The organism is Anaerobutyricum hallii (assembly GCF_900209925.1).
In the GTDB taxonomy this organism is placed as follows: Bacteria; Bacillota; Clostridia; order Lachnospirales; family Lachnospiraceae; genus Anaerobutyricum; species Anaerobutyricum soehngenii.
The window spans coordinates 2,199,468-2,216,306 of the sequence record NZ_LT907978.1 but is presented as its reverse complement, the minus strand read 5'-3'; the positions used below and the strand labels follow the sequence as shown (position 1 = coordinate 2,216,306).

Below are 16,839 nucleotides of genomic sequence, written 5' to 3'. Positions count from 1 at the left end.
AAGTCGAGCAACTGCGAGACTTGGCGCGTGATTCTGGTCAGCATAAGCTGACATATTCTTTACAGAATCACTGCGCATCCTCGCGGAGCGTTTATCTCAGTCGGAGATTGGACTCCCACTGAGACAAATTTGCTGTCACTCACCACCTGAAGGAGGTGGGAGTCTTCTCGACTGAGATAAAATAACAGAGAAAATGAAAGAAAAAGAAATAGAAATAATAGAAGGATAGAGAAAATGAACACAGTGAATGAGACAAAAACATTTTCCTCACTTCCGGAGGAAGAATCAGCTTTATGGGAACGTATGAGAGACACTCTTTTGTGCCTTCAGACAGATAACAGCATTTCGGTAAAAGATCTGGCAAGCAGACTGGCATATTCTACGCAGGAATTCCTTTATCTGGCTGACATTTTCTTTGACAATTCTCTTGATACAATCAGGGAACAGGTGCAGGGATTGAATATGGAAGAGGATTATACAAATCAGGTCCTTTCATTTGAACGGATTCCTGATAGTTCTATGATAGAATATAAAGTTGTGAGAAGAATGGCACAGACAGTAGAGGCAGATATGTTGCCTTTAGAAGGTGATGTTTTTCAAAACGGAATGGAATATATCGAGAAGGATGTAAAGGAAAAGTGGAAGGAGAGGGAGCGTGCCGGAGAGTATATGCAGTTTTGGTGGCATGATGATTCATACCATTTCTTTTATATGATCGGGCAGGAAGTTCCAAAAGATGCCGGAAGGGAAAGTGAAAAGAAGAGAATTGATATTGGGGCATCGGATTATGCAGTTTTTACGTTAAAAGAGCAATATTGGGATAAACAGGCACCGGATATGATAAAAATGTTGATAAAATATGCGTTATGTGACTGGATAAAGCAAAGTGAAATGCACTATGACAATCGGAAAATGTATTTTATTTCTTTTGAAAACGGACTGTACTCAGTATATCTTCCTCTTGAAAAAAGAATGCATTCGGATTATGTAATGAAAAATAAAAAAGAGGAGAAAAAGATTTATGGAGTTGACGAGTGGATTAGTTATATTGATGAGCATATTACGGAGAATTTAACAGCAAAAGGCCTTGCAAAGCTGTTTCATTATTCCGAGAAACATTTAAAAAATATTTTCCAGCTTTATTATGAAACGAGAATCACCGATTACATAAAACAGAGAAAGCTGTACTTTGCTGCAGAAGAATTAAAAGAAGGAAAGAATCCGGAAAAAGTATGTGCCAAATATCAATTTGCAAGTTATAGCGTTTTTTCTAATGCATTTCGCAAAGAATACGGTGTTGTTCCGGCAAAGTATTACCGGATGGAATTTCAGAATATTGCATGGATCAATTACATTGATGAGCATATTACAGAAGATATCACACCGGAGATGATGGCGGAACATTTTAACTATTCCAGAGACTATTTTCGCAAAGCCTTTCAGGATGATTTTGGAATGGGACTTAGTGCGTATATCAGTCAGAGGAAAATACAAAAAGCCGCCAGAGAATTACGTCAGGGTGTCAAGGTGGCTAGTTTAGCAAAAAAATATGGTTTTAAGTCGAGAAATGGATTTGATAAAGCCTTCCGCAAAGCCTTTTGTACCAGTCCTTCCAAATATGCTAAAGCAAACACAGAAGTTGTTGACCTAAATCAGTTTTACTCAGAATATAAAGATAAAATGAAGGTATCCTTTATGGACGTTGATGATATCAAAATGGTTGGCTGGACGATCATCCCAAATCGTGGACGGGAAGTAGATATACCGGCACAGGTAGCATTCTGGCTCGATGAGGACTCACCATACTTCAAGAAAATGAACTCTGTAGCCGGAAGTGCGAATGGAAATGATAAGATTGCCATGTGGTATCATGACCCGGAATGTATCAATATTCAATATATCCTTGGACCGGTTGTAAACAACTTTACAAATGTGCCGGAAGATTCTGTGAAAATAGAGATAGCCGCCGGACGATTTGCTGTATTTGAAACAGACCGCGAAAGCGATGTGGATAATCTCGCAGATACCATCCGTATGTTTTCCCGATGTGTTTTTTATGGCTGGATAAAAGAACACCGCGACATGGTCTCTTTACAGAACTTTACTTTTGAAAGATACATCAATAAAAAAGTATACATATATGTTCCGATAAGCGTAAAATAATGAAGATAAAACAAAAGTTGTATTATCTATAATAAGCAAAAAAGAAAAATGCCCCGTCAGATTATTCAGTCTGACGGGATTTTTTTCTGCAAAAAATGTCAAGCCTTTTTTAAAAAAATCTAAAAAAGGTTCCAAAATGACGAAAAGACATCCGTCTGGTTGGAATACTTTTCAGAAAAGCTATGAATAAATGTACAAAAAAATACATTCTATTTTAAGAAAGTTGGTACAAACCACACAGGCTTACCCCTACTGTGAAAGCGGATGCCCTCACAAATACCACTGGATCTTCCGGGAAGGTGTGAAAAGGCAGAAGAAGCTTAAGTCAGGATATTTAAAATAGAATTCTAATGAACAGGACTTTGGGTGGGAGTGCTGAGTACATTCATTCGATATGTTTAGAGAAAACTTTACAGAAGTCAAAAAGCAAGTCTCAGTTTATTTGTTTTTATCCAATTATTTCTATCCGAAAGTTCCACACATAAAATCCTGACACAGCGTTTGGAAATTATAAATATCTGTAATTTTCAAACGGGTAATATCAAAGGAGGTAAAACAACAATATACAGTTATTTCATATGCAGATAATAATGTGAGAGTAGTTGAGACCACAATAAAAAGGTTCAGTAGAGAAAGCATATAAGCAGATAAATCGTATAGAAGTTGTTTTAAATCAATATATTGCTAAAGGAGCTATCCTTTGGCAATGGGAGTCGCGACCCCTTAGTAACATGTAGACAAAACCCAAAGAATGCTATCTAAATAGCGGAGTTTCTAAAGGAGGAAAACTTATGAAGACTTTAAAAAGAATGCTCGCAGTGATGCTCGCAGTAGTTATGATGATGGGACTTGGTGTAACATCAATGGCAAGGGAAACAACGTATACTGTAAAAATTTATTTACAGACAGCAACGAGAAATGCTAGTGGAGTAGTGACCGGAACGGATAAATTGAATTCAGGTAATCCAGTAACTGTGACAGTAAATGCAGGGACAACTTATGCGGATGCAATTGATCAGGCTTGTGCAACTAGTGGAAGTGGTATTTCAAATGCTGTATGGACTGGAACAACAGATAAATACCTTGATTCTCTTAAAGTAGGTGATAAAACTTATACAAATAAGGGAAGCTATCCAAATACAAATACATATATTGGAAATTCATGGATGTACTTTAATGGTGAGCCATCTACAATTCCAGCAGATATAAATAGCTATCCAGATGTAGTACTTTCTAAAGCAACTGTTAATGGAAACGTAACTTTTACATTAAGTTATGAATCAATGATTTATACATGGTAATATTGGAGGAAAATATGAATAAAATTAGAAAAATTCTTTCTGTTATTCCTATTTTATCATGTATATGTGTCCTTTCATTAACGACACATGCAGCTGAGAATCAAAATAAAAACTATTTATCAGATTTAAGGGCGTATGCAGGAGTTGAAAGTAAAGAAAATATAATTAAAGATTTTAAGCCTGATAAACTTGAATATTCAATTGTTGTTCCAAATGAAAAGGTAAGCGTTGGAGCAAAAATGTCCGAAAATGTGCCTGAAAATAGTAAGATTGTTGCATATTATACATGTCATATGTTTGGATATAGTTGGCCTGACAATGTAAAACTTGAAAATTCAGATTCTGCTAGTACAGATATATCTGCAATGTTATCAGACGAAACAGTTGAAGGTTCCACTGTTGAGATAAAAGTTGGTGTAGAAGGCAATGTAGATGAAGATATTCAAGAAGATATTCAGACTTATATGATCTATGTTCACAGAGAGGGTACAAAGTCTGCATTATTAACTACGAAATTAGAGGATTTACCAGGAGTGAGTGCATTAACATTAGCAGATAAAAATGCAGTAGTAGAGGCGAGAGTAACATATAATGAATTAACAGATGCACAAAAAGAATTAATGGCTCCATCTTTAGTTCGGAAATTGACCGACTCAGAAGCTAAAATTGCTGAACTTACAAAGTCAGAAGATGATAAAAAACAGGAAACGCCTACAACAGAAGCTAAACCTACAACAAAGCCATCCAATCCACAAGTTAATACTGTTGCAGTCAAAAAAGGTACAACCTTTACTGTAAAAGGGTATAAGTATAGAGTAACAAGTAATCTTGTGAAGAATCCTACAGTTACAGTTGTTGGCTATAAAAATAAAAAGCTTGCAAAAGTAAATGTTGTTTCTGCTGTAAATTATAAGAAAGTTAATTTTAAAGTAACAGCCATTGGAAATAAAGCTTTCAAAAATCAGAAGAAAACAAAAAGTATTGTCATTGGAAAGAACGTAAAAACAATTGGAACTCAGGCATTTGCTGGTGACAGTAAGGTGAAAAAGATTAAGGTAAAATCTACTGTACTTAGTAAAGTGGGAAGCAAGGCATTTACTGGCATTGACAAAAAGGCTATAATTAAGGTTCCTGCGAAACAGTTAAAATCTTATAAAAAGATGATGAAAAATAAGGGACAGAAAAAAACGGTAAAGATTACAAAGTAAAATATCTGAAAATGATATAGCGTAGGGCAGGAAACATAAAATACAATGTGTTTCCTGCTTTGTGCTATCTAAAAATGAGGTGACAATACACGATAAGAAGTTATCAGCAGGAGGGATTAGATGAAAAATATAAGTAAACTGATAGTAAGTATAGCCTCAGTATTGATTGGAATGTTATTAATGCCGATGATGTTATTTGCGGCAGAAGGAATGCTGACTGGTACAGGAACAGAAAGTGACCCATATATTATTAACACAGTAAATGATTTTGGGATAATACAGGATGGGATTAAAAGTGGAAAGTCCTACAAGAATAAATATTTTCGCCTGGAGTCAGATATAAAACTTCCTACTGACTGGAAACCATTAGGTATGTTAAAAGAAGGAGTAACTGATGCAGGAAACGGACGCAATATATTACCGTTTTCTGGGATATTAGACGGAAATGGTCATACACTAACTTTTTCTAAAGGAAGCAAACCATTATTTGGTTATGTGCGTGATGCTAAAGTAGAGAATCTCAATATTTATGGTGAATATATTGACGGATATGGTCTTGTAGAAAATTATGTTGTTGACTACGGAAAAGATGCGAAAAATTGGACAGATGATGACCCGAAAGTAACGATTACCGCAGAAAATGTTACAATTAAAAGTGGGACAAAGATTTATCAGTCAGGTTTTATCGGAGGCTATGCATCTGGAATTGACCATGCAGATTTTACAAATTGCACGATTGAACAAGGAGTGACTATTGGTTGCAATATTGATGGGACTTCTGCAGGATTATCTAATATTGGATCATTTGGGGGAGCTTTAAACGGAACAATTAAAAATTGTGTCAGTTATGCTACGGTATATGGAGATTCCAATGTTGGTGGAATTGCCGGTATTCGTGGACAGAGTACAGACACATTTAGCATTGAAAATTGTGCATTTCATGGAACAATTAATGCAACAGGAAATAATATTGGCGGTATTTTAGGTTCTGGTTATTATATGTATAATGCACCAAATGCCTTTGGAGCTGTAATTAAAAACTGTACAGTAGATGGTAACATATCAGGACGAGATAATATAGGTGGAATTTTTGGTGCAGAGGCAGGAATTGATCAGGCATGGGATAATGGAATAGGGGAGATTGTATCAAATACTTTTTTAGGAAAAGTATCTGGAAACACTAATGTAGGTGCGATTATTGGCTATATAAGAGCATTAAATGTTAATAATGTGATTAAGGATAATGTATATGCAAGTCAGTGTGGTGCCAATAAAGGTTTAGGAAAAGTAGTACATGTAGATACAAATGCTGTACCATTTGGTATGAACAATGGAGTATTTTATTATAATACTGCTAATTATTCAACTTATACGCAAGAGGATTGGGATCAAATTTATAAAGTAGTAGATGGAGATTGGAAAGATACGGGAAGATATCCAGGTAAGGCAATTGCTATGCCAAACTACAATCGTTCTGATGATCCTCTGGGAAAAGATTTAAAAACGTTAGTGAAATGTTCTGATGATGCGATTGAGCCAGTTTGTCACGAACTAACTATTTCGGGAAATTACAAAAAGACATATTATATCGGAGAAAAATTAGATTTAACAGGATTGACATTCACTGCACATTGGACTCAGGGAAAGGCAGATACAATTGTCAATATAGACGATATTACTGTTGGGCAGTTTGATAATGAGACAAGAGGAACAAAGATTGTTCGTTTATATTATGGAAGTGCAATGACAACTATTTCTGTTAATGTAATTAAAGATTCCTCACAACAAATATCTGTAACATTTTCTCTTTTAGGAGACGAGATTCACAATTCGGAAAAAGATAAGAATACACATGTTTTAAGTATGGGAACTTTGCAGACTTGGATAGCACCGAAAAAATATACAATTAGTGCGAACGCAAATGTAAAAGATTTACTAAATATGGTTCTTAAAAATAATAGTATGACCTGTTCCAATCCGACTGGAAATTATGTGGAAAGTATTACGCGAAGGGGAGTAACGTTAGGAGAATTTGATAACGGAAAAGGCTCTGGCTGGATGTATACGCTAAATGGTATTCATCCTAACTTTGGAGTTAATCAACAATATTTAGAAGATGGGGATGTAGTTGTATTCCACTATACAGATAATTATTACTATGAAGAAAGCAGTCCTGATTATGAAAAAGTAAAAGCAGCACAGGATGCGGTAGCAAAGATTAATAATATAGGAGCAGTTGTATTGAATGATTCCTGTAAAAAGAAAATTGATGCTGCACGAACAGCATACAATGTATTAAATGCAGAACAGAAAACGTTAGTAGTTTATTCGCAGCTTAAAATTCTTACAGACGCAGAAGCCCAATATGACAAATTAAAAACTACGGCAGATAATATTGCGAAACAGAAAGCTCAGCAGGAAGCTCTGAAAAAGAAATACACTCCATCTAAAACATCTATAAAATCCATTAAGAAGCTGAAAAAGAATCAGGCGAAGCTTACATGGAAGAAAGTAAAAAATGCAACTGGCTACGAAGTATACCAGTCCATGAAGAAAAACAGCGGCTATAAGAAAGTGAAGACAATTACCAAAAATAAGACAGTGACTTATAAAGCCGGAAAGCTAAAGAAAAAGAAAACTTATTACTTCAAGATCCGTACTTATCGTAAAGCAGGAGGAACAACTTATTACGGTAATTACTCAAATGTAAAGAAAATGAAGGTGAAATAATTGCAGGACAATTTCACCCGCTTAATTTCCTAAAATGAAGCAAATACACCCGTCTGGTTGGCATATTTTTTTAAAAGTCTATGTTATAATATGTACATGGCTTGCTTCTCAGGCTCACTTAGGGGACTCTCCTTATTTTCATTCTGAATTGCCAGCCATTTGATTTTAGAATGAAAACAAATATCTGGGCTAGAGAATATAACAGTTTTATAAAAGTATTTGGCCTGTGCACATAATGCATGGGCCTTTCTTTTCTACGGAAAACTCTCAATTTCTCTTGGATATTTTGTAAAATGAGTGAAGGAGAGGGTAGAATGAACAAGATGTATCAAAGGTTAAAAAGAAAATGTATATCGCTTGTACTTTTTGCTCTGCTTGTGGCATTTATAGTTCCATACTATGCATATGCGGCAGATAATGGGACAGAACCGGCCGCGGCTGCTTCTGCAGCAGAGAGTACAGGCGATTTTTCTATGTCAGAAAGTGAGACATCAGAAAACGAGACATCGGAAAGGGAAGAGACGGAGTCTTCGGAAGAGGAGGAACAGCAGACCGGGGAAGATGCAGATGCATCAACAAGTACGGAGGCAGATGTACAGGAAAATACACAAGAACAGACATTAACAAAAAAAGAGAGAAAGATGGTCCGTAAGAATTTGCAACTTGGAAGAAGTTTTAGTTTTTATGCTTACGGGGCAGAAGAAAGTGCAGAGCAGTCTTCTGATGCAAAGGAAGAAGTGGCAGAGGCGGAAGTTTTAAGCCCGGATATTGATACGGTTTTATCTAAGGTAAGAAGCTATATCTTAAGTAAAGATACGAAGCCGGATTACAGTAGTATATGGAATGTTATTGGTTTAAAAAGGAGTGGGCTGTATGTGCCGGAATCTTATACAAATCTTTTTTACAGCAATGTGATCGCATACTGTGAGAGCAAGGACTGGCAGATTACAAGAGCAAAGTATTCGGATTATTCAAAGCTTATTCTTGCATTAACAGCGATTGGTGTTGATGCAAGAGATGTGATGGGACATAACCTATTAGCGTATCTGTCAGATTATGAGAATGTAAGCAGACAGGGGAATAACGGCACGATTTGGGCTTTGATCGCGTTAAAGAGTAATCCGGCATATGAGATTCCAGAAGACCCTTCTGCAGTGCAGCAAAACTCAGAGGAGTTACTTGTTAAGAAGGTTGTAGGAATGCAGTGTCAGGATGGTGGCTGGACAATGATGGGGACAACCGGAGATTCTGATATGACGGGGATGGCGATGCAGGCACTGGCTTCTTATTATAATAAAGATGGATATGAGGATGTTACAGCGGCAATTGACAAGGGACTTGCATGGATAGAAAAGAATCAGCTTTCCAGTGGTGGTTTTGGCACGATGAATAATACAGAAACTTCGGAAAGTGTGGCACAGATTATCACAGCTCTTTGTGGCGTGGGAATAGATTGTGGGGAAGATGCCCGTTTTATTAAGAATGGGAAATGGCCGATGACAGGATTATTCCAGTATTATATGCCAGAAGGCGGATTTATGCATGTAGCTGCTGGTGCCGGGAATAATGGTGGCGGTGCCGGTGGCGTTATCGATGGAATGGCAACGGAACAGGGATTGTATGCAACAGTTGCTTACCGTAGATTTTTGGATGGAGAGACATTTCTTTATGATATGAGTGATGTGGCTATTTCGGCAGGAACGAAGCCGGTAGTCAGCCCGACGATTGATACGGGGAGTAATAGTGGAGGAAATTCTTCCCAAACGGTAACGACAGCAAAAAAGACAGAAACAAAACCGGCAGCTTCTAAAGTAAAGGTAATAAAAGTAGGGTTAAATTATAGTACGATTTATCTTACAAAAGGAAAGAGCAAGACGTTAAAAGCGACGGTTTCTCCGTCAAATGCCACGAATAAGTCAGTGAAATGGTCTTCTTCTAATAAAAAGATTGCAACGGTAAATGCAAAGGGAAAGGTGACAGGAAAGAAAGCAGGCACTGTGACGATTACAGTAAAGGCAACGGATGGAAGCGGAAAGAAGGCAGTCTGTAAGGTTGTCGTAACAGCTCCAGAAACAACAGCTAAAAAGAATACTACAGCAGCATCAACAGCGGCAACAAGCCAGACAAGGCAGATTACAACACCGGCAGCTTCAAGTACAGGAAGTTCCCGTACTTCTGTTCCTGCCACATCGGGAACGACGAAGAAGCTTTCTTCAGGAAGCAGTGAAACTACTACCGCAAAGAAAAAGAATACTGCAGCGGAAGCAACAACGGGTGGCTGGAGTTTTAGTGGAGATAATTATGTGCCGGAAACGGACAGTGCAGAAAGCGAGACAGATACAGTGCAGGAAGATACAGGGGTGTCTGATGAGGGTGATCGTTCTAAAGCAGATGGAATCCGTTCGGTGGCATTACCTGTAGCCGGAGGTGCAGCAGGACTTGTGGCAGTGGAAGCGTTGGGATTTGTTTTATATAAAAAGCGTCGTGGTATTGCAGGATTATTAAAGAAAGTGATGAAAGGTGGAAAAGCAGAGTAGAGACTTTTGCAGACTACAGAAAAAGAAAAAGGAAGGTGTTACTATGAAAAGAAAAAGAGGACTGGTACATGTTATTCTGGCATTACTTATGAGTATGTTGCTGGTTGTTTCAACGGGCTGTGGAAAGTCCGGGAGCGGAGACAGTTCTTCTGATAAAAAGACGGATAAGACAGAGACACTTGCAGATGTGAATACCATTCCGGAAGATGGGGTTATTACAAAGGAACAGTTTAAGACGGTTGCCGGAGAGAATAAAAAGGTACAGTTTAAGGGGACAACAGATGATGGAATTACATATATCTGGACATATGACTGTTCAAAGATTCAGAATCCGGCAGATCAGAATTTAAAGATTGATTTTTCAGAGAAAGGTCTTGATGATTTAAAGAAGCAGGCGAACAATGCAAATGATGCATTGAAGATGACAATGTACGGGAAAGGGCTGATCTGTGTACCAGATCTAGAGGTACAGCTTCCGGAAGCGTGGCAGTCCAATTCTGCATATCTTGTAAAAGAGCAGTCTGGAAAGCTTGCAAGGATGAGCGATGTTGCGGTAACAGCACAGGTAAAGGAAGAGGATACAAAGAAACAGGATAAAAAGTCGCAGGATACAAATACAGAAGAGGAAGATTCTTCGAACAAAACCGCAGAAAGTGCAACACAGGCAAAGAAAGATACGAAGCCAAAAGAAGGAACGACATCTTTAAAAATGAGTGTTACTTCGCTGGATGGAGATTGTTATATTATTGGAGGAATTACGGAGCAGCAGAATAAAGGTGCAGCATCGGCGAATAAGGCGGAAAACGGAACAATGAACAGTAAATCGGAAGGAAGTGATGAATCGGGGAATTCAGGAGAGAATTCCTATAATGAAGAAGGAAGTTCAGGAAGTGGAGATGTTTCTGATGGAGGCGCTTCTTCCTCTGGTTCTTCAAGTAAGCAGGATGTTGCAAACGATGAAGAAGTTTCAGGTTCTTCCCATACGTGTACGATTTCGATCAGCTGCGCGACGATTCTTAATAACATGAGTGATTTAAAAAGTGGTAAGGAAGAATTTGTTCCTTCTGATGGATGGATTCTGGCGGCTTCCGAGGTAGAATTTACGGAAGGAGAGTCTGTACATGACGTATTACAGCGTGTATGTAAGGATGCAGGAATTCAGATGGAGTCTTCTTTTACACCGGCTTATAATTCAGCTTATGTGGAAGGAATTAACAATCTATATGAATTCGACTGCGGACAGCTTTCCGGATGGATGTATAACGTAAATGGCTGGTTTCCTAACTACGGATGCAGTAAGTATACGGTACAGGACGGCGATGTGATCAACTGGGTTTATACATGTAATCTTGGTAAGGATGTTGGAGATAATTCGATGTATTAAGGATGTATGAAATAGAGATTTGATCTAATAGAGATTTAATCTAATAAAGACTTGATATAATAGAAATTTGATGTAATGGAGATTTGATTTAGATGAAAGATACATTTTCGACATATCATCCTGTTTTAAATATGCTGTATTTTTGTGGGACGATCGGGGTGACGATGTTTGTTGTTCACCCTGTGATTCTGGCAATTTCATTTATATGCGCTGTTGCGTATTCCGTTGTTTTAAAAGGATGGAAAAAGACAGTAAAGTTTAATCTGCTCTTCTCATTACCGATGATGATCATTGTTGCCCTGATCAATCCGATGTTTAATCATTATGGAGTAACGATTATAGGATATCTTCATAATGGAAATCCGTTTACATTAGAAAGTTGTGTGTACGGTCTTGTGATGGCAGTGATGCTGGTATGTACTCTTGTATGGTTTTCCTGCTACACAGTTGTTATGACATCAGATAAGTTTATTTATCTTTTTGGAAGGATTATCCCGGCACTTTCTTTAGTACTTTCCATGTGCCTTCGCTTTGTACCGAAGTTTATCAAAGAAGCATCTGTTATTTCTGATGGGCAAAAGTGTGTCGGGCGAAGTGTAGAGAATGGGAGCCTTATTAAGAGAGCAAAGCATGGGATTACGATTTTTTCGATTCTGGTTACCTGGTCTTTGGAGAATGCGATTGAAACATCGGATTCAATGAAGTGCCGGGGATATGGAGAGAAGGGCAGAACCGCCTTTTCCTTATATCATTTCGATAAAAGGGATTTTTTGTGCTTTATTTTTATGATCCTTACATTCGGAGCAGCGATGTGGGGCTTTTCAAAGGGGTATGCATTTTGTTCTTATAATCCTCGAATCGTCGTAAAGGGAGTACCCTTTACAGCAGGCAGCTTGCTTGTTTTTGCACCTTTTTTATTGTTTAGTATCATGCCAGTAGCGATGGAGATTTTAGACCGAAGGATGTGGAAGGCGAGAAGAGGACAGGTAGAAAGTGCAGCACAGGCTGGGTACCGTTTGTGGGAAGTTGAATGACCATATATACAGGAGATAAAAAGCAAGTTTGGAGGTGCAGGGTGACAGCGAATGCTTTGTCAGAAAAGAAAAATAGTATATTAGAAATCAATGATTTGTGTTTTGCTTATCCAGAAGAAAAAAAGAGGGCGCTAAATCATGTTTCTTTGCATGTGGAGGATGGGGAATTCCTTGTTCTTTGCGGAAAGAGTGGATGTGGAAAGAGTACACTTCTGACACATTTAAAGACTCCTCTAACACCGCATGGAAAGCGAAAAGGAGAGATTCTTTTTCAGAAAGTACCAATCGGGGAGATGAGTAACCGGGAGCAGAGTCAGAGGATTGGCTATGTATTACAGAATCCGGATAATCAGATCGTGACAGATAAAGTGTGGCATGAGCTGGCATTTGGTTTGGAAAGCCTTGGATACAGTAACGCAGATATTCGTATCCGGGTAGCGGAAATGGCAAGTTATTTTGGAATTCAGGACTGGTTCTATAAAAATGTATCGGAACTTTCCGGAGGACAGAAACAGCTTTTGAATCTGGCATCTATCATGGCCATGCATCCGGATATGCTGATTCTTGATGAGCCGACCTCTCAGCTTGATCCGATTGCAGCTTCTGATTTTTTGGAAACAGTAAAGAAGATTAATCGTGATCTTGGAACGACAATTATTCTTACGGAACATCGTTTAGAGGAAGTATTTCCTTCTGCTGACAGGGTAGTGGTCATGGATGAAGGGCAGATTTTATGTGTTGGCACACCGCCAGAAATAGGAGAAGAATTAAAGAAGCGTAATCATGAGATGTTTTTAGCTATGCCGGTACCGATGCAGGTTTATGCCAAAGTAGAGTCAGAGCAGCCCTGTCCGATTACTGTTCGTGACGGGCGGAAGTGGCTGGACATAGTTTGCAAGAAAAAAGGCATTTCACCAGCAAATGCATTTTCTTCATATAAAAAAGAGAGTGATTCCCCAAAAGGAAAATCTTCTTTTGCTAAGATTACGGAAAAGTTTACAGAAAAGTTTACAGGGAAAAAAGAAGATATCATCTTAGCGTGTGATGATCTGTGGTTCCGCTATGATAAAGAATTGCCGGATGTCGTAAAGGGACTAAGCTTTTCCTTAAAAAGAGGAGAATTCTTTGCATTGCTTGGAGGAAATGGAACCGGGAAGTCAACAACACTTTCCCTTTTGAGCCGTTTGAGAAAGCCGTATCGTGGGAAAGTACTTTTAGAAGGTAAGGATATCCGTCGTTACAGCGATAAAGAACTGTTCCGCAATTTTCTTGGAGTACTGCCGCAAAACCCACAGTCCCTTTTTGTAAAGAAAAGTGTGGAATTAGAACTGTTTGAGATGGTAGGCGGTGTAAAAGAGAAAAAGAATGAAGAATATCAGCTTGACATGGATAAAAAGGATGCGGTGGAAGGAATCATTAAAGTAACACATTTGGAAGAATTACTGCATCGTCATCCGTATGACTTAAGCGGAGGAGAGCAGCAGAGGCTCGCTCTGGCTAAGATTTTGTTATTGCGGCCAAAGCTTTTGTTGATGGATGAACCGACCAAAGGACTTGACAGCTATTTTAAAAAAGAATTTGCCGGCATACTGGCATTACTCAAAGAGCAGGGCGTAACTGTTTTTATGATTTCTCATGATATTGAGTTCTGCGCTTCTTATGCAGACCGATGTGGTTTATTTTTTGATGGAAATATTGTGGCATGTGGAACTCCGGGAGAATTCTTTGCCGGAAATAATTTTTATACAACAGCGGCAAACCGAATGGCTAGAAGGTATTTTCCCATGGCAGTTACCGGGGAGGACGTTGTGGAATGTCTTAAAAAAGGAGTGTGAACAATGGCAGACTGGAAATCAAGTCAGGAGTTCTTGAAAGAATTTTACGCTTCTCCGATTGTGAATGAAGATACGATCCCTGCAAAGATAAAGCGTATCTTTTTACCAAAAAGCAGGAAAGCTTCTGCTTTAAAAGAATTAGCAGGAGATTTGTCAGGAGAAGGCAGGGCGGGAGATGTCATTTTAGATAATGATATGTTTGAGATGGATACCGAAATCTGGAAAAAGCAGGAAAAACGCAGGCTTTCTGTTCGTACCAGAGTAAGTCTGTTTCTCTTGCTTGTAGCGATTCCTCTCACAATTGCTGTCGGATTTTATGTTATGGATGTTGCTGCCATCGGCACAGTATTTGAAAAGATTTTTGGTCCAAGAAAGTATTATTTTATTAGCCTGGTAATCATCATATACTCTTTATTACCGTTTTTTATGGTATTTGAGGGACGAAAACCTCAGGTGAGAGAACTAGTTGTTCTTGCCACTATGGTCGCACTGGCAACCGCCGGCCGGGCAGCATTTTTTATGATACCGAGCTTTAAGCCGATTATAGCAATCGTGATCATCAGTGCAATCGCATTTGGCGGCGAGGCAGGATTCTTAGTTGGTGCCATGACGATGGTAGTCAGCAACTTCTTATTTGGGCAGGGGCCATGGACCCCATGGCAGATGTTTGCGATGGGTTTTATCGGATTTTTATCAGGAATCCTTTACCGGATAGGACTGCTTCCGACCAAACGGCTCAGCCTTTGTATATATGGATTCCTTGTGACGGTGTTCATTTATGGAGGAATCATGAATCCGGCGGCCCTCTTTATGAGCGTGTACGATTTTACATGGGAAGGACTGCTTGCAATCTATATTTCAGGTATTCCGGTAGATCTTGTTCATGCCAGTTCTACATTTATCTTTCTGTGGATTGGAGCAAAGCCATTGTTGGAAAAGCTGCAGCGGATAAAAATAAAATATGATCTGATGAGATGAATAGCCGGGGCGTTCTTGAATTTTAGAAAGATTGCCAGAATACCGGGGATTTTTGAAATAAGTATAGATGATAAGTATAGATAAAATGTATTCTTAGAAAGATTCTGAGAGTATACGAGATTGAAGGGGGAAAATATGCAAAAAATACCAGAATGTCGTTCCATGAATTTTTCAATTTATGAAGGGATGCTAAATCGTTATAAAGACAGTGAAGATATCAGAAAGTCCTATGAGTCACGAGGATTAAATGGATTGGAAGTGATTCGGGCAGGCGAGCCAGATGAAGGAAAGATTCTGCCAGATATGGTGAACGGGGTACATCTGTATTTTCATATTTTCTGGATGGACTGGTGGAAGGGAAATTATGAACGCCTAGATCAGGAATTTGATTCAAGAGAGCAGTGGCTGGAATACTTTGGAGGAATGAGCAGGGAATTCTATCTGAACAGTTTGCGGGATGATCTTGCCTATGCAGAACAAGTCGGAGCAAAGTATGTAGTTTTCCATGTTTCGGAAGTGACACTCCGGGAGAGCTATATTTATAAATACCGCTATACAGATAAAGAAGTGATTGATGCAAGCTTAGAGGTCATCAATACCCTCCTTGACGAAAAAGAATATCCATTCGACTTTCTTGTAGAGAATCTCTGGTGGAGCGGTCTTACCTTAAAAAATGTCCGCCTTACCCGCCGGCTTATAGAAGGAATGCATACACAAAGAAAGGGAATCATGCTCGATACCGGGCATTATATGAATACAACAACACAGTTAAAGACTCCGGAAGATGCCGTAGCATATCTGAATAAAATGATAGACAAATACGAAAAAGCACAGATGCTCCACTGGTTCAAAGGAATGCACCTGCAGCTGTCACTTGGAGGCGATTATGTAAGAAAGCAGCGAAAAGAATGGAGAGAACATCCGATAGACTTTGATAAGATTCCATTTTATGAACTATTTCGCCTTGCATATGACCATGCCTGTCATATTGATCTGCATCAGCCTTTTATCGGAAAAGGTGTCCGGGAATTCGTAGAACGCGTAGCACCAAAGTATATCACACTGGAATATCAGCAAAACAGCCGGGAAGAATATGAACAATTTGTAGAAGCCCAAAGTAAAATTTTGAAATGGATTACGATTCATTAGGGGAAAACAGACGAAAAAAGAAACCATGCCATATCCCATCTGCTCTGTAGTCGCTGTGTTTAAGATGCTCATCCGCATCTTAAACACGCTCCGAAGCCGCATCTGGGATATGGCATGGTTTCTTTTTTCTGTGTGTTGGCTCTAGAAGGGATGAATGTAATCGCCTTTGGGAGGGATAAGGGAGCGAAGTCAGAAGGTCGTGGCTTATTCTGATGCCATTTTCACTATGCTGAACCTTTTTTTCAAGTTTCACAGATAATAAGATGATTCCGCAAGCTATCACTGTGCATGATGGAGTTGTCATTATATCTTTTTTTCTTCTGACGAGATATACCTTTCGAGCAAACAGTAGACTACTGACCTCTCCTCCTTCTCTCCCTCAAAGACTATTACATTCATTCACGTGGAGCCAGCAAACAGAAAATAAAAAGAATAAACCAGAGGAAATGTAATGTGAGAGCAAGTAAAAATGCCGAACAGGCATTTTCTACGCAGTGATATCTTTACATTTCCTCTGGTC

At 38.8% G+C, this 16,839-nt stretch carries 10 protein-coding genes; all 10 read left to right on the top strand.

Annotated elements, in window-relative coordinates; translation table 11 throughout:
- Positions 1-234 precede the first annotated feature (234 nt).
- The 10 genes from EHLA_RS10100 to EHLA_RS10055 all read left to right on the top strand — a co-directional run bounded on the left by EHLA_RS10100 (position 235) and on the right by EHLA_RS10055 (position 16,319).
- The gene (locus EHLA_RS10100; protein WP_096240729.1) at positions 235-2,163 is read left to right on the top strand and encodes a helix-turn-helix domain-containing protein; all 1,929 of its coding nucleotides are present in this window, start codon (positions 235-237) and stop codon (positions 2,161-2,163) included.
- Positions 2,164-2,954: 791 nt separating this feature from the next.
- The gene (locus EHLA_RS10095) at positions 2,955-3,464 is read left to right on the top strand and encodes a hypothetical protein (protein ID WP_096240728.1); all 510 of its coding nucleotides are present in this window, start codon (positions 2,955-2,957) and stop codon (positions 3,462-3,464) included.
- Positions 3,465-3,478: 14 nt separating this feature from the next.
- Entirely contained in the window at positions 3,479-4,672 is a 1,194-nt protein-coding gene (locus EHLA_RS10090) for a leucine-rich repeat protein (RefSeq protein WP_242970717.1), read from the top strand.
- A 120-nt stretch (positions 4,673-4,792) separates the two neighbouring features.
- Positions 4,793-7,402, top strand: a complete 2,610-nt coding sequence (locus EHLA_RS10085; RefSeq protein ID WP_096240726.1) for a DUF4430 domain-containing protein — start codon at positions 4,793-4,795, stop codon at positions 7,400-7,402.
- Between the two features lie 314 nt (positions 7,403-7,716).
- The gene (locus EHLA_RS10080; protein WP_242970716.1) at positions 7,717-9,939 is read left to right on the top strand and encodes an Ig-like domain-containing protein; all 2,223 of its coding nucleotides are present in this window, start codon (positions 7,717-7,719) and stop codon (positions 9,937-9,939) included.
- A gap of 43 nt (positions 9,940-9,982) precedes the next feature.
- On the top strand, positions 9,983-11,323 hold the full coding sequence (locus EHLA_RS16650) for a DUF4430 domain-containing protein (protein ID WP_242970715.1): 1,341 nt from the start codon (positions 9,983-9,985) through the stop codon (positions 11,321-11,323).
- A gap of 92 nt (positions 11,324-11,415) precedes the next feature.
- On the top strand, positions 11,416-12,357 hold the full coding sequence (locus EHLA_RS10070; protein ID WP_096240724.1) for an energy-coupling factor transporter transmembrane component T: 942 nt from the start codon (positions 11,416-11,418) through the stop codon (positions 12,355-12,357).
- A gap of 41 nt (positions 12,358-12,398) precedes the next feature.
- Entirely contained in the window at positions 12,399-14,192 is a 1,794-nt protein-coding gene (locus EHLA_RS10065; protein WP_242970714.1) for an ABC transporter ATP-binding protein, read from the top strand.
- Between the two features lie 3 nt (positions 14,193-14,195).
- The gene (locus EHLA_RS10060) at positions 14,196-15,170 is read left to right on the top strand and encodes an ECF transporter S component (RefSeq protein ID WP_096240722.1); all 975 of its coding nucleotides are present in this window, start codon (positions 14,196-14,198) and stop codon (positions 15,168-15,170) included.
- 135 nt (positions 15,171-15,305) lie between these two features.
- Positions 15,306-16,319, top strand: coding sequence for a TIM barrel protein (locus EHLA_RS10055; RefSeq protein ID WP_096240721.1), 1,014 nt, complete (start codon positions 15,306-15,308; stop codon positions 16,317-16,319).
- Positions 16,320-16,839: the final 520 nt, after the last annotated feature.

Coding starts and splice junctions, on each gene's coding strand:
- EHLA_RS10085 (WP_096240726.1), top strand. CDS start 4,793: ATGAAAAATATAAGTAAACTGATAGTAAGTATAGCCTCAGTATTGATT.
- EHLA_RS10060 (WP_096240722.1), top strand. CDS start 14,196: ATGGCAGACTGGAAATCAAGTCAGGAGTTCTTGAAAGAATTTTACGCT.
- EHLA_RS10055 (WP_096240721.1), top strand. CDS start 15,306: ATGCAAAAAATACCAGAATGTCGTTCCATGAATTTTTCAATTTATGAA.
- EHLA_RS10100 (WP_096240729.1), top strand. CDS start 235: ATGAACACAGTGAATGAGACAAAAACATTTTCCTCACTTCCGGAGGAA.
- EHLA_RS10070 (WP_096240724.1), top strand. CDS start 11,416: ATGAAAGATACATTTTCGACATATCATCCTGTTTTAAATATGCTGTAT.
- EHLA_RS10090 (WP_242970717.1), top strand. CDS start 3,479: ATGAATAAAATTAGAAAAATTCTTTCTGTTATTCCTATTTTATCATGT.
- EHLA_RS16650 (WP_242970715.1), top strand. CDS start 9,983: ATGAAAAGAAAAAGAGGACTGGTACATGTTATTCTGGCATTACTTATG.
- EHLA_RS10095 (WP_096240728.1), top strand. CDS start 2,955: ATGAAGACTTTAAAAAGAATGCTCGCAGTGATGCTCGCAGTAGTTATG.
- EHLA_RS10080 (WP_242970716.1), top strand. CDS start 7,717: ATGAACAAGATGTATCAAAGGTTAAAAAGAAAATGTATATCGCTTGTA.